This is a genomic window from Paenibacillus sp. sptzw28 (assembly GCF_019550795.1).
GTDB lineage: Bacteria > Bacillota > Bacilli > Paenibacillales > Paenibacillaceae > Paenibacillus_Z.
Genome location: NZ_CP080545.1, coordinates 1,055,497 through 1,074,878 on the forward strand (window position 1 = coordinate 1,055,497; position 19,382 = coordinate 1,074,878).

15 protein-coding genes and 1 pseudogene are annotated in these 19,382 nt (G+C 50.2%); 11 read left to right on the plus strand and 5 right to left on the minus strand.

Going from position 1 to position 19,382, the window contains the following annotated elements; translation table 11 throughout:
• Window positions 1-369 precede the first annotated feature (369 nt).
• Window positions 370-1,641: an IS110 family RNA-guided transposase gene (locus tag KZ483_RS04960; protein WP_220351614.1), complete on the minus strand. Its 1,272-nt coding sequence runs from the start codon at window positions 1,639-1,641 to the stop codon at window positions 370-372.
• A 470-nt stretch (window positions 1,642-2,111) separates the two neighbouring features.
• Between KZ483_RS04960 and KZ483_RS04965 the strand changes: the two genes are divergently transcribed.
• On the plus strand, window positions 2,112-2,636 hold the full coding sequence (locus KZ483_RS04965) for an SDR family NAD(P)-dependent oxidoreductase (protein WP_220351615.1): 525 nt from the start codon (window positions 2,112-2,114) through the stop codon (window positions 2,634-2,636).
• Between the two features lie 247 nt (window positions 2,637-2,883).
• The gene (locus KZ483_RS04970; RefSeq protein ID WP_258881699.1) at window positions 2,884-3,369 is read left to right on the plus strand and encodes an AraC family ligand binding domain-containing protein; all 486 of its coding nucleotides are present in this window, start codon (window positions 2,884-2,886) and stop codon (window positions 3,367-3,369) included.
• Here the strand turns inward: KZ483_RS04970 and KZ483_RS28295 are convergent.
• The 3 genes and pseudogenes from KZ483_RS28295 to KZ483_RS04980 form a co-directional block, all read right to left on the minus strand.
• The gene (locus tag KZ483_RS28295) at window positions 3,324-3,428 is read right to left on the minus strand and encodes a hypothetical protein (RefSeq protein WP_258881700.1); all 105 of its coding nucleotides are present in this window, start codon (window positions 3,426-3,428) and stop codon (window positions 3,324-3,326) included. The genes KZ483_RS04970 and KZ483_RS28295 overlap by 46 nt on opposite strands.
• Window positions 3,429-3,477: 49 nt before the next feature.
• A pseudogene (locus KZ483_RS28300) lies at window positions 3,478-3,540 on the minus strand (hypothetical protein); the annotation flags it as partial.
• 328 nt (window positions 3,541-3,868) lie between these two features.
• Entirely contained in the window at window positions 3,869-4,771 is a 903-nt protein-coding gene (locus KZ483_RS04980; protein ID WP_220351617.1) for a LysR family transcriptional regulator, read from the minus strand.
• A gap of 272 nt (window positions 4,772-5,043) precedes the next feature.
• Here KZ483_RS04980 and KZ483_RS04985 point away from each other — a divergent pair, with 272 nt between their 5' ends.
• The gene (locus KZ483_RS04985) at window positions 5,044-5,511 is read left to right on the plus strand and encodes a DinB family protein (RefSeq protein WP_220351618.1); all 468 of its coding nucleotides are present in this window, start codon (window positions 5,044-5,046) and stop codon (window positions 5,509-5,511) included.
• A 110-nt stretch (window positions 5,512-5,621) separates the two neighbouring features.
• Window positions 5,622-6,026: a nuclear transport factor 2 family protein gene (locus KZ483_RS04990; protein WP_220351619.1), complete on the plus strand. Its 405-nt coding sequence runs from the start codon at window positions 5,622-5,624 to the stop codon at window positions 6,024-6,026.
• A 249-nt stretch (window positions 6,027-6,275) separates the two neighbouring features.
• Here the strand turns inward: KZ483_RS04990 and KZ483_RS04995 are convergent, their stop codons facing one another.
• A complete protein-coding gene (locus KZ483_RS04995) occupies window positions 6,276-7,457 on the minus strand; it encodes a GntR family transcriptional regulator (protein ID WP_220351620.1) in 1,182 nt (393 codons plus the stop codon).
• Window positions 7,458-7,640: 183 nt separating this feature from the next.
• Here KZ483_RS04995 and KZ483_RS05000 point away from each other — a divergent pair, with 183 nt between their 5' ends.
• From KZ483_RS05000 to mmsB, 7 genes are all read left to right on the plus strand, one after another.
• Complete coding sequence (locus KZ483_RS05000) at window positions 7,641-10,658, plus strand: alpha-mannosidase (RefSeq protein ID WP_220351621.1); 3,018 nt, start codon at window positions 7,641-7,643, stop codon at window positions 10,656-10,658.
• A 438-nt stretch (window positions 10,659-11,096) separates the two neighbouring features.
• Complete coding sequence (locus KZ483_RS05005) at window positions 11,097-12,113, plus strand: substrate-binding domain-containing protein (protein ID WP_220351622.1); 1,017 nt, start codon at window positions 11,097-11,099, stop codon at window positions 12,111-12,113.
• A gap of 26 nt (window positions 12,114-12,139) precedes the next feature.
• Window positions 12,140-13,963, plus strand: coding sequence for a cache domain-containing sensor histidine kinase (locus KZ483_RS05010; RefSeq protein WP_258881541.1), 1,824 nt, complete (start codon window positions 12,140-12,142; stop codon window positions 13,961-13,963).
• 4 nt (window positions 13,964-13,967) lie between these two features.
• A complete protein-coding gene (locus tag KZ483_RS05015; protein ID WP_220351623.1) occupies window positions 13,968-15,194 on the plus strand; it encodes a response regulator transcription factor in 1,227 nt (408 codons plus the stop codon).
• Window positions 15,195-15,353: 159 nt separating this feature from the next.
• A complete protein-coding gene (gene chvE, locus KZ483_RS05020) occupies window positions 15,354-16,466 on the plus strand; it encodes a multiple monosaccharide ABC transporter substrate-binding protein (RefSeq protein ID WP_309568641.1) in 1,113 nt (370 codons plus the stop codon).
• An 83-nt stretch (window positions 16,467-16,549) separates the two neighbouring features.
• On the plus strand, window positions 16,550-18,079 hold the full coding sequence (mmsA, locus tag KZ483_RS05025) for a multiple monosaccharide ABC transporter ATP-binding protein (RefSeq protein WP_220351624.1): 1,530 nt from the start codon (window positions 16,550-16,552) through the stop codon (window positions 18,077-18,079).
• Between the two features lie 8 nt (window positions 18,080-18,087).
• Window positions 18,088-19,251, plus strand: a complete 1,164-nt coding sequence (gene mmsB, locus KZ483_RS05030; protein WP_220351625.1) for a multiple monosaccharide ABC transporter permease — start codon at window positions 18,088-18,090, stop codon at window positions 19,249-19,251.
• Window positions 19,252-19,382 lie beyond the last annotated feature (131 nt).

Here is a 19,382-nt window from a genome sequence, read left to right on the forward strand (position 1 = left end):
ATTGTTTTCTCACGAATACTCGCTTATTCGCAGGATTTCACCCTTACTAGAAATGTAGAAAGGTAAGAAAGATGACCTCGTAATAGACCTGAGCAACATGAAGGCGTGAGGAAATAGAGGGGGAGGTTGCAGCCCCACATTCTTCCATCTACTGCACGCATTCTCCACGCCGCCCCTGGAGGTTTTCACTCCCATGTCTCAACGGGTCTACGCCCTTTCATTCCTTCGTTACACCTGTCCAAGGGGTGGAGGCCGGTCTTGCTATCGTTACGGGTCGGTGCCCTTTGGTTCAATTCATCCGGTACCCCGTGCTTTCTTTGAAATCCCGCGAATAAGCCAAAACTCGTACAACGAAACGGTAAGTATAGGTTAAGCAGCTAGCTGGATTGGCATCGTTTTTGGAGCGTTGTAAGCTTCACCGCTGCGAGCCATTCCAACTAAGATTCTGGCTAATTTGCCACACAGCTTCATAATGGACCTTATTTTCTTCATCTTCTTTGTCTGTACATTGTATGCATGGATGGCTTTAAACTCCGAATTATTAGCAACTAAACTCATGGTCATCATGAAGATGAAACGTCGGAGACGAGAGCGTCCACGTTTGCTAATCTTCATCTGTCCGGTCCATTTACCTGAGCTTGCTTCTGCAAGGTTGAGACCAGCATGACGCAGTAAGGCATTACCGTGAACAAAGCCGCTTAAATCCCCCGCCTCACCTAGAATACCAGCTAACGAAATCGCACTTATCCCTTTGACAGCAAGCATGGATTTCGCAAATGGAATGCGATCCAAAACAGCGATTATCTCCGTTTCTACTGTTTGCAATTGCCGGCAAGCAAGGTCGTACTCATCGAGCAGCTGCTTCAAGTGAAGCTTGTAGGCATGTGTGGCTTGCTTAGAACCCACAGATCTGTAAGCCAATGAGATAAGAGCTCGAGCTTTTCGCTCACCAGAATGCCGTTTCATAATCGATTTCCAACGTTGTAAAACGTCTTGAGGCTGTAATTTACACAATTCTTCGGGCGTTGGGAAAAGACGAAGAGTGGCCAATGAACCGGCACACAGGATGTTTTTGAAAACTTGTCGCAGCTCAGGAAAAACAACGTCGACCCAGCGATGAATTTGGTTCTTGGCACTAACGAGTCTCGTAACGACAGAGTCGCGGTTTGAGAGAAAAACACGTAGTTCATCGAATGCTTCTGGTGTGTTGCGAGTGAACGAGTAGTAGCCGTTTTTGACCATATCTGCGATGACCAGGGCATCCTTTTTGTCACTCTTGGATGGCGTATTGTCGCGATTTTCCTTGTTCTTTTTCACGAGATGTGGATTGACTAGAACAACTTCAAACTGACGATTTGAGAGCCACCTGGAGAGGTTAAGCCAGTAGTGTCCGGTAGGCTCCATACCGACAATGGCTGCTGTTAAAGCGTGAGCGGATTGCAGCGACTGGATCCACCGAAGAAGGCTATTAAAACCCTCTTCATCGTTTGAGAAGGATAGGGGATTACCGACCACGATTCCCCGAAAATTAACAGCACGTGCGACATGCATTTGCTGGGCGATGTCGATCCCGACGACCAGATGCTGGGCGGAAATTTTTTCAATAAGTTGATTTTGTTTGTCCTGCGATTTAAACTTCATAGTAGAGCGTCCTCCTAAGATGATGGGATTTAAAGGGCTATGACCCGTTTCGTACTCCCATCGTACCGAGGCGCTCGTTTTTTTGCAAAGCGGAAATTTAACGCTCTACAGGAATGCTAATGAAGACAAGAGCACAATGAGGCTGCCGCGGGATTGATATGCTCCCCTTTGAACAGGTTTAAAAAATAAACTGGCTACTCCAAAGGAGGCGATCATAGGAGAACTTGAAGCAGGTGTAGGCACTCGGGAGGAGGTGGAACGTAAGTACAGCATTAGTGTATACACTGCTGAAATGGCGGCACCGCTATGAACTGTACGGCGTGGATGGCTAGCGGTGACCTCACAATACGAACGGACAGATTAGTAAAGAAAGAAATGGTATAATTATCTTGATTTTTAATTTTCCGGTAGGTGGTGTAAATCAATTATGGAGTATATTAAAGCAAGTGAATTTCATTTAGGTATCCCTGTTGAGGATTACGGAACAAACAATCGAGAAGGGGATGCGTCTTCTAAATCAAGCCATTCACTCACACATTATTACAAATCGCTACGGACTGCCTCTTATGGTCGAAAGTAAAAGTGGCTTAGTTATTGAAGTCACCGATGGGATTGGGTACAGTTATCGACCAACACGGAGCATCTTCTACAGTCTTGCAAAAATATCAGCTATTCATATTGCTGAAGCGTTAGCTGAAGACCTTCGTAGTCGTGATCTTAACATTACTTCCGTTGCGTTAACTCCTGGATGGATACGTTCAGAATCGATGCTAGAAGGCTTCGGTGTTAAAGAAGAAAATTGGAAAGATGCAATTAAAAATGAACCCGACTTCATAAATTCAGAATCTACTGGGTACATCGGTAGAGCTGTTGTGGCACTGGCTGTTGATCCAAATGTTAAGATTAAGTCAGGCAAGACTCTTACAACTGGGGAACTGGCCATTGAGTATGGGTTTAATGATATCGACGGTAGGCAACCGAATTTTTGGGCATAGCCATAAAATGAGCCAAAGGTATTGCACTAACGGATAACGATACTTCAGAATTAGCCGCCTAATGATGGCGGTTTTTCTTTTGGTCAGAAATCAACAATCAAGGATAACAGAGCCTTTTTAAAAAAACTAGTATTATGGATACAACCCTCCCTGCCCGAATCGGTTATAATCAAAAAAGCGAAGAAACGGAAAGCAAGGTGAATCCGGTGTTGGTTCTAGCAAAAGAGGCCCCGGGCGCGTGCCGCTCATGAATTCGTTTCATTCCTATCATTCGTACAGCAGCAATGGCTTGATTTACATTAACAACGGCTACAAGTTTCCCAATATGCATAGATGGGGGCCGGGCGTACGCGATGTGTATTCTTTGCACTACATTGTAAGCGGGAAAGGAACCTTGGAGACGCGCAATACCTCTTTTCCTTTAAAGGCGGGCGAAAGCTTCGTCATATTACCGTATACGGAAATATACTATTATCCCGATCCGCAGGACCCGTGGGAGTATGTGTGGATCGAATTCAAAGGCGACGAGGTGCCGCACCTGCTGTCCATAACGGAATTTGCGCCCGATAAGCCCGTTGCTGCGGAAGCACCAAGCAATTTGGAGCCGATGTACGGTATCGCCAGTAACGCGGATGCCAAGCCTTTTGAAAAAATGCGTTCCGATGCCGAATTGCGGCTGCTGCTGTCTTACAGAAAATCGATGCCCCATTCGGCCAACTGGCGGGCATCCTGAAATTCATGCTCGAAGCTGCCCGGATAACCGGCGCATGTATGGGTGCCATACGCATGAATACATGCCGAGCTTTAAGCCCTTCTCATGAATGTAGTCTGCCAGCGCCTTCATGCCGCTCAGGAATTTGGCGGGATCGGCGACCAAATTTCCATCCTTGTCCCGTTCCTTCAAGCTCCAGCAGTCATCGATTACGATGTACTCGTAGCCCGCATCCTTGTACCCCTCCGCCGAAGAGGTCCGCCACGTCTTTAATTAAATGTTCGTTAATATCCCAAGTGAACGTGTTCCATGAATTCCACCCTAGAGCGGGCAACAGGCCTAGCTGCTTATGATTGATCATATGAAATATGAAGCTAGCACTAGCGGAGACGATAGTGAGGAGTATGTGCTAATGGAGTCTCTTACGATTGAATACATGTAAACAATGTGCAGACCTTTGTATTTCAAGGGGGTCCACACGCTCGTTTAGATAATATCAGCTTTACTGGTACTACCCTATCTATGAAGACTTCGCATGATTGATAGCGGTCTCGATGTAGGCTCTCAAAGTCTTGATGAACGTTCGCATTGCGTATCCAACATATCTGTCGCTGCGGTAGATCAGACAAATGTCCTGAGAGGGCGTAGGATTCCTCAGGTGCACGACTTTGATGTCTGTATTGTGAAGATTATCCAGTAGCAGCCGCGGCAGAACACAGGCGCCAACTCCGCTCTGTACCATCTGGAGGAGGGAGGATAACGTTGTCGTCATCATATGCGGCTGCAGAGTAAACCCGTTGTCCATGCAAAAGCGGTCGATCAGCTTGCGGCATTGATGGTCGGGTGGAAACATGACCATCTTCAAGGTATGCAGCCTGTTCAATGGGATGAAGCTCTCCGTGGCAAAAGGATCATTCACACTTACCGCCAATGAGAACTCCTCGTGAAACAGGGGAATTGACGTTAGACGTTCATCGATAACAGGACCAATGGTTACGCCGACATCGATGCTTCGGTCGAGAACTTGTTCTGTTACTTGCATGGTTTCCAGAAGGGACAGCGAGATGGTGGGATAGGTCTGATGGAAGTTCAGTAGCAAGGCGTTAAACATGAGATCCGCGTCACCGGGCAAGACGCCGATGGATAGTGATCCGCCTTGCATCTGCTTCAGGTCAGCAATGGCGTCGCTCGCTTGCTGCAGATGCCTGAACACGGCAGCACCGTTTTCATGAAGAATCGCTCCGGCTTCTGTAAGGACAATTGTTTTTCCCACACGATCGAACAACAGCACCCCTAATTCTTCTTCCAATTTCCTTATCTGCTGGCTGATGTTAGGTGCGCTGACTCCCATTTTTTCGGCTGCCCTCGTGAAGTGAAGCTCTTCACAAATCGCCATAAAATACTGTAGTTGTTTTAGCTCCATATTACACCTGCTTTCAATTGCATCGCTGAATTCATATTCAATGATTATTCTCACTCCATCTTCTTTTTCTGTCAATGAATAATCGTTAACTTATACTTAACGTTCCGGTAATGCCCACTGCATTGATGGAAAGTTCTATGGAACCTATACTAGGAACATATCAAGCGCTTCTCATTGCAAAAGGAGGAAATCAGTTCCGTTATGAATGAGGAGGTAAACTTGGTTAAGAAAGCGAACCACATTACCCAAACCAAATCAGGAGGCGTTTGATTATGACACAATCGATTATTAACACCGGTAAAGTACTGCATCAGGTTGTTCTTGGTAACCTTCAGGGAGTTACGGAGGGATATTTCGACAAGCAGCCGGAAGGCTTCAACAATACCATTCGTTGGAATGTCGGCCATATGATTTATTGGATGGATAAGTATTCTACCTTAAGCTTCGGCTCTCCGTCGGCCATACCGGACTCGTATGAGACGCTGTTTAACTCTGGAACAAAGCCCTTGGACTGGACTTTTGCTCCTCCATCGAAGGAAGAGTTGGTCGAGATTTTAGCGGCGCAGCTTTCCCGCCTATCTGAGCTGACACCTGAAATGCTTGGCGAGAAGCTTTCAACTTCGCATGTCTTGGGACCGTTCCAATTCAACACCGCCGGCGAGTTGTTCAACTTCGCTTTGATTCACGAAGCCATTCACCTTGGAACGATATCGAGCCAGCTGAAGGTCCTGTCGCGCTAAACAATGAAAAGCAAGCGTCCTTTTTCATGGCGTCTCATCAATCAGAAGGCTGAAACCGATTTATCCTCTCTTTCAAAACACCAATAAACTAATATGAGGAGGATTCTATCATGGAGAAATCCGTAGGCTCAGTCCCATCCCGAACTTGCGAAGTGTTTGATGCTTTTAGGCGGGCTTTTGAAACAGGGCATACAGTCGATTTTCTAAAGATGGTTACGGAAGGTTTTCATTTCTCCGTTCCACTCCCGCTAGAGGGGTGGAACCACGAGCAGCAAGGAAAAGAGCGGTTCGAGGAATTGATCAGGTTCGAGCGCTCAGTATTGCAGGTGGAGCTGACTTCGCTCATCGTGCTTGAGAATGAGGACAACGGGATGGTGGTATTTCGCGCGGAAGGTTCGTTGAATGGGCAGCCTTATCGCAATGAGCTTGCGGTTGTCTTCGAGTTCGAGGCAGAGCGGATCCGCTCATTCCGCGAATATGTAGGTATGCCGTTAAAAAACTACGAGACCCCATAATAGATATTACAATGAACGGAAATCTTATGCCCCTTAAAAATCCACGGGAAGATAAAGGAGTTATTCTTGCCCTCATCCACGCACCAAAAGCTTTCAAGAGCTTCTCGACAGCTTTTAGCCATTCCTTTAAGTGCTAATCGCTGTTTCCCTGAGCAGATAATACCTATATTATGTATATAATTCATATTTGCTATGTATATATGTCAACAGAGTAATGCGCTTATAAACAACAAAAAAAACCCCGATTTCTTAGATCGGAGTTTTGGCTTCGGTTTTAACCGGGGAAGTGGAGGTTCGGACTACTAGCTCCGGCTTCATGATGATTTTGTTATACCCGGTGCTTTGGTCGGAGGGCTTACTAAGCAGATCAAGCAATATTTGCATCGCTTTCCTGCCCATTTCCTCCTCCGCTTGCGAGATGTAAGTGAAAGAGCCTGACTCGTCAAGCCCGGGAGACGGGTCATCGAAGGTGACGATGGACAGATCCTCCGGGACGTGAATTTTCAACCGCTTTGCAATAGATGCGATATGAAGTCCCAAGCGGGCGTTAAGTGTAATAATCGCCGTCGCCATGCTGTTCTTGATATAGCGGTAAAGCGCGTGTTCTTCATTGATTTTGTTATAGTCCACATGGAATTCCGTCAAGATGAGCGATGGATCGATGAGAACGCCCTTCTGTTTCAGCGCTTCCATATAACCTGAGATCCGGTGTTCAACCGACAGTGTCGGGAGCGGTGAATCGGAACAGATGGCGATTTTGCGATGGCCGAGATCCCACAAGTGATTGACGGCCAGCTGTGCGCCGAGAGAACCGTCCGAACAGACGAAGTTCGTCTCAACACCGGGAAAATACCGGTCGATCAGCACGAACGGAAACTGTCTGAGCTTCAACGCCAATATTTCTTCATTATAATTTTCGGCGTCAGAGGGGAACACGATGAGGCCGACGGCCCCATTCCGGATCAACTCCAGTATCGCTTGTTCCTCGCGTTCTTTGGAGTTGTTCGTGAACTGGATGACAAGGTAGTACTCCGTATCTTCCAGCACTTGATTGAGGCCTTTGATCAAGCGAATCGCAAAGAAATCGAAGATACTTGGAATAAGAAAGCCGATCATCTTGCGACTCGGCAACGGTGCTGATTTGACTGCGGCGCCCCTGTCGTCGTTTCTTGGTTCCACCCGCGGAAGATCTTTGCTCAGCTGCTGCGCGTCTTTATTTACGAAGCTGCCGCGTCCGGGTATACGGTAAATCCAGCCTTCTTTGGCAAGCTGGGCGAGCGCGTTGGCTACCGTAATGCGACTGACGTTGAACTGCTCCATCAATTCTTTCTCGGAGGGGATTTTATCTTCAGCGGATAATTTTCCGGAGGAAATCAATTCTTTGAAATAACGCTGTATTTGAATGTATAACGGCTGCCTGTCATTGTGCATCAAACTACCCCCTGCAACAACCAATTTTCTTACATTATATCAAATATATCTTTACCGTCAAGGAACCGCAATTTATAATATCCACAACGTACGATTGATCTTTGTTAACCATTTACAAGGCATAAAACGAATGCTATATTTATATATATTAAATATGTATTATAAGTCGCAGGAGGTCTGTTCATGCCATATGAGGCTATACAACCTGAACGATTGGAGCAATTTAAACGGCAGATAGAAGCCCATATTTATACAAAGGCTGCGCCGCTTTCCGTTGATGCATTTGTAACGCGGGAACCTGTACCATATACCGAACGCGAATCGGGCACCCATTTGGGTTCAATCCAGCCGGGAGATAAATGGGGCGGTCTATGGGACTGCGCCTGGTTTCATTTTAAGGGAAACGTACCGTCCGAAGCAGCCGGAAAAAAAGTTGTTCTGCTCATAGACGTCAATGGGGAGCTTTGCTTAGTCGACCTGGAGGGAGTGCCGGTCCAAGGTCTGACCAACATTAACTCCGAGTTTGATCTTAGCCTCGGTCTGCCGGGTAAACGCGTCGTACCGGTCACGGACTTTGCAGACGGTGACGAAATCATCGATCTGTGGGGCGATGCGGGCTGCAACGATCTATTCGGAAGATACCAAAGCGGCACATTAAGGGAAGCCGAAATCGCTGTTTGCTGTGAAACGATGCGGCAGTTGTACTTTGATGTCGAAGTGCTGCTGGAGCTTGCCCTCCACCTGGATCCTTCATCCAGGCGCTCGCAAATACTGCAGGCACTGTATGATGTGTCGTTAACTATGAATGTGTTCGATGAAGAGCATGCGGCTTCCGCCCGAGAACGCCTTGCGCCGGAATTGCAGAAACGAGGCGGCGATCCGACGCTCACCGTGAGCGCAATCGGTCATGCTCATATCGACCTTGCATGGCTGTGGCCGATCCGGGAAACGATCCGCAAAGGCGCTCGTACCTTCTCCACCGTCCTCCATATGATGGAACGTTATCCGGATTATCGTTTCGGCGCCAGCCAGCCCCAGTTGTATCAATGGATGAAGGAGCATTACCCGAGGCTGTATGACCGCATTAAGGCGAGAATCAGCGAAGGACGCTGGGAAATTCAGGGCGCCATGTGGGTCGAGCCCGATTCCAACGTTTCCGGAGGCGAAGCTTTGATACGGCAAGTGCTGTATGGGCAGCAGTTCTATGAGCAGGAATTCGGCAAACGAGTCCGAATGCTGTGGGTGCCTGATATTTTCGGTTATACGGCCGCGCTGCCCCAAATTTTGAGAAAATTGGGTATCGACTATATGGTAACCCAAAAACTGTCCTGGAATAACACGAACGACTATCCTCATCACACCTTCTTATGGGAAGGCATCGACGGCAGCAAGGTGCTGACGCATCTGCCGCCGGAAGATACGTATAATTCTCCGGCCGCTCCGCGCTCTCTCGTCAAAATCGAGAAGGAGTATCTGGATAAAGCCGTTTCCGACTGCGCTCTGATGCTATTCGGGATTGGCGACGGCGGCGGCGGTCCGGGCGAAGAACACCTGGAGAGACTCGGCCGCGAGCGGAACTTGCTCGGTCTGCCGCCTGTCGTACAGGAACTGTCCATCGATTTTCTCGACAGGTTGAATATTCGGGCCGACCGTTACAAAACATGGCGCGGCGAGCTCTATCTGGAGAAGCATCAAGGCACTCTTACGACGCAGGCTAAGAATAAGAAATATAACCGCCGCATGGAGAAAGCGCTTCGCGAGCTGGAATTTGCCGCTGTACTAGCCGAGTCGCGGTGCAATATCGCCTATCCGCAACGGGAGCTTGATGAAATCTGGAAGGAAGTGCTCTTATACCAGTTCCATGACATTCTGCCGGGCTCATCCATCAAGCGGGTGTACGATGAATCAATTGCCCGATATGAAGTTCTGCTCGAACGTACGGAGCAGCTGATCCGCGAACGGTACGCGGCATTGGCGGCGCGAGCATGCTTCCCGGAGAGCGGCGAAGCGGCCATCGTCTTTAACTCGCTGCCTTGGGAGCGCAATGAGTGGCTCTTAATTGCCGGCGAGTGGAAGCAGGTTTCTGTACCGGCAATGGGTTATTCGGTTATGAACTGCAATGCGGGCTCTACTGCGACAGTAGTGAGCGGTTTAAGCGCGGAACCCGGCCGGCTCGAGAATGAGTGGCTTCGCATCGAATTTCTGACTGATGGCACAATAGGCTCCCTATACGATAATGCTGCAGGACGCGAGCTGATACCACCTGGTTCGGCCGCAAACCGGCTCATTATCTATGACGACAAAGACGGCGATGCCTGGGACTTTCCGGCGGATTACCGGAGCAGACTGTCGGAGCAGGCGCTGCTTCGCGATACGCGCGCTTATGTGGACGGCCCGGAAGCGATTGTCGAGCAGACATATCTCTTCGGCCAGTCCAGGCTTGTGCAGCGGATCGTTCTTGCGGCAGGCAGCCGCCGCGCCGAATTTCGGACTCAGGTGGAATGGCGGGAAAGCGATAAAATGCTCCGGGCCGCTTTCCCGCTTGATATTGCGACCGACCAGGTGAATTGTGATATACAGTTCGGTTACCTGAAGCGTCCCACACACCGCAACACGTCATGGGATTATGCCCGAGACGAAATATGCGCGCATCACTGGATCGATTTGTCGGAATCGCAGTATGGTGCGGCGCTTCTGAGTGATTCCAAATACGGATTCCGGGCTTCCGGCAATGAACTGGACATCAATTTGCTTCGCAGTCCGGCTTACCCGGATCCCGAGGCCGACCGGGGCACCCATGAATTCGCTTATGCCCTGATGCCGCATACAGGCGATTTCGTGCAGGCCCAGGTATATAAAGCGGGCTATGAGTTCAACGTTCCGCTGCGGCCTTATTTCGCAGGTAAGTCAGGAACGAATCAGAATGTCGATTATCGGAGAACCTTCTTCTCCATTGATCATCCGGGCGTTATGATCGAAGCTGTCAAGAAATCGGAAGACGGCAGCGGATTGATTATCCGGTTATATGAAGCATTCGGCGGGAGAACTAAAGCCGGTCTGCATGTTGGGCTGCCGTTCAGCCGCATCGAGTCGGTAAACATGATGGAGGATCAGGCCGAAGCCATAGCAGCGGAGCCGGGAGAGCCGGTCGCACTTACGTTTTCCGCATTTGAAATCAAGACGCTTAAAGTTATGTTTTGACATTCCGGCGCAATAAAGCATGAGGGGACGCTATCCCGAAGCGTCCTCTTTTTCCTGTTCTTCCACTATATTAAGATCCGGTTTGACGCCAAACCAAATGGTGTCTTACAATGAATCGAAACAAAGTATGTAAGCGGTTTCTTACCCTGAGAGCAGCTCATTAGGCCGGACAACAGCGGCAGCTGTTCCAAGGTTAAAAAAACGCAAAAAAGATGCCAAATTGTGAAAAGACAGACGAGCCCCCTTTACTTAAACTAAAAGAAAAGCCTTAACATTCGGCCATAACTCGCAATTGCAGCAGCAATGGCAAAACGAGGGGCGATTGGTAATAAATAAAGCGGCACATATTAACTCAAGGGAATGCTGGCGGACCCTTGAGTTTTCGCGGTTTTCGCATAATATACCATACTACATTTAAGAAGTCCGGGGGGTCTGAGGATGAAAAAGCTGTTTCTGGTGTACGGTCTTCTTGCCGCGACATTTATGGTCTATATTTGGTATTACGGCTATCGGGACGACAAGCTTGGCGGCTGGGAGGAAGGCACTGCCGGCCTTGTCGGGGAAATCGATGAGAATTATGTTATGGTAACGTTCCAATCCGGGCTCGATTACTGGCGGGGAAGCATGAAGGGCTTCGAGGACGCTGCGCAGGCGCTGAACGTTTCCGTCGAATTCCGGGGAGCCACCCAGTATGACGCGAATGAAGAAATCACCGTGCTGGAGCAGGTGATAGCCAGAAAACCGGCGGGTATCGCGATCAGTGCCATCAATCCGGAAGCGCTTAATCAGACGATTAATAAAGCTGTCAATGCCGGCATACCCGTCGTTCTGTTCGATTCCGGCGCGCCGGAAAGTAAAGCCTACGCTTTTCTCGGGACGGACAATTACGAAGCCGGGGCGCAGGCTGCACGCGAGATGGGGCGGCGTCTGGGCGGAAGCGGCAAAGTGGCGGTGGTAACCCAGCCGAATCAGCTGAATCATCAGGAGCGGACACACGGATTCCGCGATACGCTGTATAAAGAATTTCCCGGTATGGCCATTGTCGATGTCGTCGATGGCAAAGGGGATACTCTTGTTTCAGAGAAGGCGGCCATGAGCGTCTTGGACAAGCATCCGGAGGTGGCGGGTTTTTTCGCAACGCAAGCGAACGGCGGCGTCGGGATCGGGCAGGCGCTGCAGATGCGGGGACTCGCCGGGAAGCGGGTCGTCATCGGCTTCGACACGGATAAAGGAACCCTTGATATGGTGAAAGACGGCGTCATCAATGCGACACTCGCACAGGGGACGTGGAACATGGGGTACTGGTCCCTGCTGTCTTTGTTTCACCTGCATCACCAAACCACTCAGCCGCGCACGAACGGGGAGACAATAGGGGTCCACCCTGTACCGCCTTATTCCGACACTGGAATTACCGTCGTTACCCGCAGCAATGTAGAGGACTATTACGCCAAGTAAATTCAGCATGCGAGGGGTGACGAGATATGCAGCCGCGGCAAACGTTCAGCGTAAAAACCCTGTTTCAGCGTTTGATGATGAGAAATATGGCGATCCGGTACAAGCTGCTTGTGCATTTTTTATTTATCAGTATTTTGCCGTCCGTTGCGCTTGGCGTGCTGACCGGGTGGGTCGTCGACAGCATTATTGAACGGCAAACGAATGAGAATACGCTCCAATTCATTGCCAAAGTAAACCGCAATCTTGAGTTTTATTTCAGCAATGTGCAGAATACAACCTACCTTATTTCGTTCAATTCGGATATTCAGAAGTTTCTGTATGACGACAGGATTTCGGCGGCCATGGCCAAAGGTCAGGCGGGATACGAGGCGAGACGCTTCCTTCAGGGGTTTACGACCCTTCATTCGGAGATAGCCGGCATTATGGTCGTCAATTCACGCGGGCAATATTTAAGTAACGATATGTATGCGAAAGCGCCCGGGGATTTGACGCTTGAACGCTGGTACCAGGAGGCGGTTGCGGGCAGAGGCATCTTCCGGATGATCGGACACCCTTCCCCGCGGAACGTCACGACGCACGCCGATTATAAGGACAATGAGGTGATCTCTGCCGTTCGCGCCATTGTAGACCCGGATACGCAGAAAGTTATGGGCGTGGTGCTGATCGACTTGAAGCTGCGTGTTATTTCCGAGACTGTACAGGATGTCCGTCTCGGCAAAACAGGCTATCTGATGGTAGTAGACGATAAGGGCCAACAGATTTATGTGCCGGGGCAAATCGGAATCCGCTCCATTCCGACCGCCTGGCTGCAGGGTCAACCGTCCGGCAATTTTGCGCGAACGGTGAATGGGAGGAACCTGGAGTTTATATTTCGGGTGTCGACCTTCACCAATTGGACGACGCTCGCCGTTTTCTCGTCCGAGGAATCGGCGCCCGAGGTCCGTAAAATCCGGCTCTATCTGGGCAGCTTCGTGTTCCTGGTCTGCATCCTCGGAACAACGGCTTCATTCGCGCTATCGAGAAGCATTTCCCGGCCGATCCACAGGCTGACGAACTTCATGTACCGCGCAGAATCCGGCGACTTGACGAGCCGCTTCTGGGGTGACGGGCTTGATGAGGTGGGCATGCTGGGGCGCAGCTTCAACAGGATGCTGACGAAGATTAATGATCTTATCGGGCTGGCAGAGCGGCAGGAGCGGCAGAAGCGCAATGCCGAGCTGCGCAGCCTTCAAGCCCAGATCAAGCCGCATTTCCTGTATAACACGCTGGATACGATCCACTGGATGGCGCGTAAGCAGGGTGCCGAGGATGTGTCGGAAATGGTGGAGTCGCTCGCGAGATTGTTCCGGATCGGACTCAGCAATGGCAGCGAATATATACCGCTAGCCGAAGAGCTGGAACATAGCAAGAGCTATCTGCAGATACAGAGGATTCGGTATAAGGACAAACTTGGCTATACGCTGGAGCTTGATCCGGATATTTCCCATCACCGGGTTCTGAAGGTTATTCTGCAGCCGATTATCGAAAATGCGATTTATCATGGTATTAAGGAACGGCGCGGACCGGGCCATATCACCGTGAAGGCGGCAAGAGATCAAGGGCGGATCGTAATGACCGTTGCCGATGACGGTGTAGGCATGAACGCAGAGAAGCTGCAATCGCTTCGCGAGAAGCTTAAGCGAGCGCCGGATGCTCAGCCGGAACTCGAAAGGTCGGGCTACGGGCTGGTTAATGTACAGGCCAGACTGCAGATAACATTCGGCAGCGAATATGGAATATCGGTGGAAAGTGAACGCGGAGTCGGTACGACGGTTACACTTGTACATCCGATTATTCAGGAGGAGGGGTAACAAGATGGACTCGGCATTGCGATACTGGAAGGTTATTATAGCCGACGATGAGCCAATTATACGCGAAGGCATCAGGAGCGCCGTCGACTGGCCCGCTCTGAGACTGGAAGTCGTTGCGGAAGCGGAGGACGGAGAAGAGGCGCTCGAGCTTGCGGTTCAGCACCGGGCTCATATTATGCTTGTCGATCTGAGCATGCCGATAATGGATGGATTGACGCTCATTCGCGAGGTGCGGGAACAGCTGCCGGATTGCCGTATCATCATTGTGACCGGCCATGATGAGTTCGGTTACGCCCAGCAGGCTGTCCGGTTCGGCGTCGATGAATACATTCTTAAGCCGGCCAATCCCAGTCAACTGCATGAGGTGCTCAGCAGAGTGAGAGAGGAGCTTGAGCGCACGGCCATGCGGGAAAGTCATCTGGAGATCGCATCACGGCAAATTCGCAAGAACATCCCGCTGCTGAGGGAGCGGTTCTGTAACGAATGGATCCAAGACGCGCTCAGCCAGCAGGAGGTGGCGGAACAGCTGGCGTTTCTGGAGCTGCCGCAGAGTCCGCCGGATTTGCTTGGCATTTTGCGTTGGCCTGAGGTTGATTTGGGACGGTCGATCCACTCGGAGCGTGATCGGCAGCTTCTGCTGTTCGCCACCGAGAATATTGCTTCAGAGCTATTGTCACCCTATGTTCATGTTATTTTCCGGGATTCGTCAGGCTTCATATGCATGATGGTATGGGGGACGAATGATGAGCAATTGCTTCCGGCAATCGAGGAGTCGGTAAATCGTTATCTCAAGCTGAATGTTGTGACCCGGCATGCCCTGGTTTCGGAAGAAGCGGGCTATTCCGGCGTAGGAACCGCTTATCTCAGGGCAAGGGAAGGGGTCTACAAAGAGACGACGATATCGCCGTTAATTCGCCGTGCCCGGCAGTATGTGCGCGAGCATTTCGCCGATTCACAGTTATCGCTCGAAGGCGCGGCCAAGGCGATCGGCGTCTCGCCGGTCTATCTCAGCCGCTTGTTCAAGCAGGAGCTTGGCACCACCTTTGTCACCTTACTGACCCAAATGCGCATTTCCAAGGCGATGCAGCTGCTCGGCTCGACGGGCCAAACCGTTGCCGAGATCGGCGAGGCGGTAGGCTATGAATCACAGCATTATTTCAGCACCGCCTTCAAAAAAGTCGTAGGCGTCTCTCCCAACCGCTACCGGAGGTCTGAAGCGACTGAGGAATAAGGCTGCAGCTCATCCTTGCGGCCGGCTAACCGGCGCCAGGGGAAGAAGGCGCTTACAACAAAGGTTAAATAATTGAATAAAGTTGTCGGTTTAGTCGAAAGACTCCCCTCGGTGATCATGATAAATTTTAATCAGATCAACGAAAGGGGAGTTTTTATTTTGAAAAAAATACTGATGGCAGCATTAATGATCGCACTCGTACTGACTCTGGCGGCTTGCGGAGGCGCCAAGAACGGCGGAAGCACCACTACTGCGGGTAATTCCGGCGGCAATACGGGAGGAGATAAAGGTACAATCGGAATTGCAATGCCGACAAAATCGTCGGAGCGCTGGGTCAATGACGGCGACAACATGGTAAAGCAGTTTGAAGCGTTAGGCTACAAAACAGATCTTCAGTACGGCGAAGACGTCATTGAGAATCAGGTATCGCAAATCGAGAACATGATCACCAAAGGCGTGAAGCTGCTCGTTGTTGCTTCAATCGACGGCGAATCCTTGACGGACGTGCTGCAGAAAGCACATGACGCCAATATCCCGGTTATCGCTTATGATCGTCTGATCAAGAAAACCGACAACGTCAGCTACTATGCAACTTTCGATAACTTCAAGGTCGGTGTGCTTCAAGCTTCTTATATCGAAGACAAATTAGGCCTCAAAGACGGCAAGGGTCCGTTCAACATCGAGTTGTTCGCTGGTTCCCCTGACGATAACAACGCTACTTTCTTCTTCAACGGCGCGATGAGCATCCTGCAGCCGTATATCGATTCCGGCAAGCTGGTCGTCAAGAGCGGTCAAACGAAGTTTGATCAGGTCGCAACGCTTCGTTGGGACGGCGGCGTAGCCCAATCCCGGATGGATAATCTTCTGAGCGCTAGCTATACTTCAGCGAAAGTGGACGCGGTTCTGTCCCCGTACGACGGCATCAGCATCGGCATCCTGTCCTCGCTGAAAGGCGTCGGCTACGGCTCCGGCGACAAGCCGCTGCCGGTAATCACCGGTCAAGATGCGGAAGTCGCATCCGTCAAATCGATTATCGCAGGCGAACAAACGCAAACCGTTTACAAGGACACCCGCGAGCTCGCGAAAGTAACGGTAGCGATGACCGACAACATTCTGAACGGCAAGGAAGTGGAAGTCAACGACGAGAAAACCTACAACAACGGTGTGAAGATCGTTCCTGCTTACCTGCTTAATCCGGTTTCCGTTGATAAATCCAACTACAAAGAGATTCTGGTAGACGGCGGTTATTACACTGAAGACCAATTGAAATAAACGTATCTGTGATTGCGTGGCGGCCATCTGCGGCCGTCACGTAGTCATTTCATAATTAGTGAGAAGAAAGGCCGGGTGAACAGATGGCGGACTATATACTGGAAATGCGCGATATCACCAAGACATTCCCCGGCGTCAAAGCGCTTGCGAATGTTAATCTCAAGGTCAAGGAAGGCGAAGTTCACGCTCTCTGCGGCGAGAACGGCGCAGGCAAATCGACGCTGATGAAAGTACTGAGCGGCGTTTACCCTCACGGCTCCTACGAAGGGGACATTTTGTTCAAGGGACAGGTGTGTGAATTCAAGGATATCAAGCAGAGCGAGACGCTGGGTATCGTTATTATTCACCAGGAGCTTGCCCTCATTCCATATTTATCGATAGCGGAAAATATTTTTCTCGGCAACGAGCAGGCCCCCAAGGGGATTATCGACTGGAACGACACGAACGTGCGGGCCAAGGAACTGCTGGAAACAGTCGGGTTAAATGAAACGCCGGCTACGCTGATCACTAACCTCGGAGTAGGTAAGCAGCAGCTTGTCGAAATTGCCAAAGCATTATCCAAGAAGGTCAAGCTGCTCATTCTCGACGAGCCGACGGCGGCGCTGAACGAAGAGGACAGCGAAAATTTACTGGACCTTATTCTGGCATTCAAGAAGCAGGGTATTTCCTCCATCATCATCTCGCACAAGCTGAACGAAATAGCCAAAGTAGCTGATTCCATCACGATACTGCGCGACGGCAAAACGATTGAAACGTTGGATATGCGAGCGGATGAGATCACCGAAGACCGGATTATAAAAGGGATGGTCGGCAGGGATCTGACGAATCGTTACCCCGAACGGCAGCCGCAAATCGGCGGTACGATCTTCGAGGTTAAAGGCTGGAACGTTTATCATCCTCAGCATCTGGAGCGCAAAGTGATCGACAACGTGGATTTCCATATCCGCAAGGGAGAAATCGTCGGTATCGCAGGACTTATGGGCTCAGGGCGCACGGAGCTGGCCATGAGTATCTTCGGCCGTTCCTACGGCCGCAATATCTCGGGACAAATCATCAAGGACGGCAAGGAAGTCCGTTTCCATGATATCAGCGATGCGATCGATCATGGCGTCGCTTATGTCACGGAAGACCGGAAACAGTACGGGCTAATTCTCATCGACGATATTAAATCCAATATATCATTAGCCAGCTTAAATAAAATATCCCGCCGTTCGGTGGTCAATCAGAACGAAGAAGTGGTTGTCGCCGAAACTTACCGGAAAAAAATGAACATCAAAACACCGTCCGTGCTGCAGAAAGCGGGAAATTTGAGCGGCGGCAACCAGCAGAAGGTCGTTCTCAGCAAGTGGATTTTCTCGGGGCCGGACATTCTCATTCTGGACGAACCTACCCGGGGGATCGATGTCGGAGCCAAATATGAGATTTATACAATCATTAACCAATTGGCGTCCGAAGGCAAAGGAGTGCTTGTGATCTCTTCGGAGCTCCCCGAGATCATCGGAATGTGCGACCGCGTTTACATCATGAACGAGGGCCGGATAACCGGCGAAGTTAACCGCGAAGACGCAACTCAAGAAACGCTAATGAAATATATGACACAAAGCAGGGGGTAACAAAAACGATGGACGTCTTGAAAAATCTGTTCAAGAGTAACTTCCGGCAGTACGGCATGATTCTCGCGCTCGTACTGATCACAGTGCTGTTCCAGATCCTGTCGGATGGAATACTGCTCAAACCGCTTAACGTAACCAATCTCATTCAGCAAAACAGCTATATACTCGTGCTGGCCATCGGTATGGTGCTGGTTATTATCACGGGTCACATCGATCTGTCCGTGGGCTCGGTAGCCGCATTCGTCGGCGCAGTATCCGCCATAATGATGGTGGATCATGGCATGCCTTTCTACATCGCTTTGATTCTGTCTCTGATCCTGGGCGCGCTTGTAGGGGCCTGGCAGGGCTTCTGGATTGCATATGTCCGAATACCGTCCTTTATCGTTACGCTCGCAGGCATGCTGCTGTTCCGGGGACTTACGATGGTCGTGCTGGACGGCAAATCAATAGCGCCTTTCCCGAAGCTTTTTCAAAAAATGAGCTCCGGCTTTCTTCCCGATTTCGATCAGGACCCTTCTATTCATATTCTTACGATCCTCATGGGTCTCCTGCTGGGTGCCGTCACCATTATCCAGGAGATCAAGAACCGCCGCGCGGAGCAGAAGTACCAATTCAAGGTGCTCCTGATGCCCTTATTCCTGGCGAAACTGATCGCTATCGTAGCGGTTATCAATATTTTCACCTATGTATTGGCACAATATAAAGGGATACCATTTATTCTCATTGTTCTGTTCGTGCTCGTCGTTGTCTATACGTTCGTGATGAAGAGAACGGTAATGGGACGCCACACTTACGCGATCGGCGGCAATGAGAAGGCGGCGAAGCTGTCCGGGATCAAAACCAAACGGGTAACGTTCTGGGTATTCGTCAACATGGGCGCATTGGCGGCATTATCGGGCTTGATCTATGCCGCGCGTCTGAACGCGGCTACTCCCAAAGCCGGCGTCAACTTCGAGCTTGATGCCATCGCGGCTTGCTTTATCGGCGGGGCTTCTGCCTCAGGCGGGATCGGAACCGTCATCGGCGCGATGATAGGCGGCTTGGTTATGGGCGTCATGAACAACGGGATGTCGCTTATCGGTCTTGGCATCGACTGGCAGCAGGGAATTAAAGGCTTGGTTCTGCTTATGGCCGTAGGGTTTGATATTTACAACAAGAATAAAACCGCTTAATATGGATGGAAAAAGGAAGACCCTTCCATAAGTGGTGAATCAGTGATGAAATAAAGGTACTGCCAGGGGCATTATCGATTATATCTCTATGCAAGCAGGAAACGGGAGATATTTGGCATGCACATTTTGGA

Coding starts and splice junctions, on each gene's coding strand:
- KZ483_RS04960 (WP_220351614.1), bottom strand. CDS start 1,641: ATGAAGTTTAAATCGCAGGACAAACAAAATCAACTTATTGAAAAAATT.
- KZ483_RS04970 (WP_258881699.1), top strand. CDS start 2,884: ATGAATTCGTTTCATTCCTATCATTCGTACAGCAGCAATGGCTTGATT.
- KZ483_RS04980 (WP_220351617.1), bottom strand. CDS start 4,771: ATGGAGCTAAAACAACTACAGTATTTTATGGCGATTTGTGAAGAGCTT.
- KZ483_RS04985 (WP_220351618.1), top strand. CDS start 5,044: ATGACACAATCGATTATTAACACCGGTAAAGTACTGCATCAGGTTGTT.
- KZ483_RS04990 (WP_220351619.1), top strand. CDS start 5,622: ATGGAGAAATCCGTAGGCTCAGTCCCATCCCGAACTTGCGAAGTGTTT.
- KZ483_RS04995 (WP_220351620.1), bottom strand. CDS start 7,457: ATGCACAATGACAGGCAGCCGTTATACATTCAAATACAGCGTTATTTC.
- KZ483_RS05000 (WP_220351621.1), top strand. CDS start 7,641: ATGCCATATGAGGCTATACAACCTGAACGATTGGAGCAATTTAAACGG.
- KZ483_RS05005 (WP_220351622.1), top strand. CDS start 11,097: ATGAAAAAGCTGTTTCTGGTGTACGGTCTTCTTGCCGCGACATTTATG.
- KZ483_RS05010 (WP_258881541.1), top strand. CDS start 12,140: ATGCAGCCGCGGCAAACGTTCAGCGTAAAAACCCTGTTTCAGCGTTTG.
- KZ483_RS05015 (WP_220351623.1), top strand. CDS start 13,968: ATGGACTCGGCATTGCGATACTGGAAGGTTATTATAGCCGACGATGAG.
- mmsA (WP_220351624.1), top strand. CDS start 16,550: ATGGCGGACTATATACTGGAAATGCGCGATATCACCAAGACATTCCCC.
- mmsB (WP_220351625.1), top strand. CDS start 18,088: ATGGACGTCTTGAAAAATCTGTTCAAGAGTAACTTCCGGCAGTACGGC.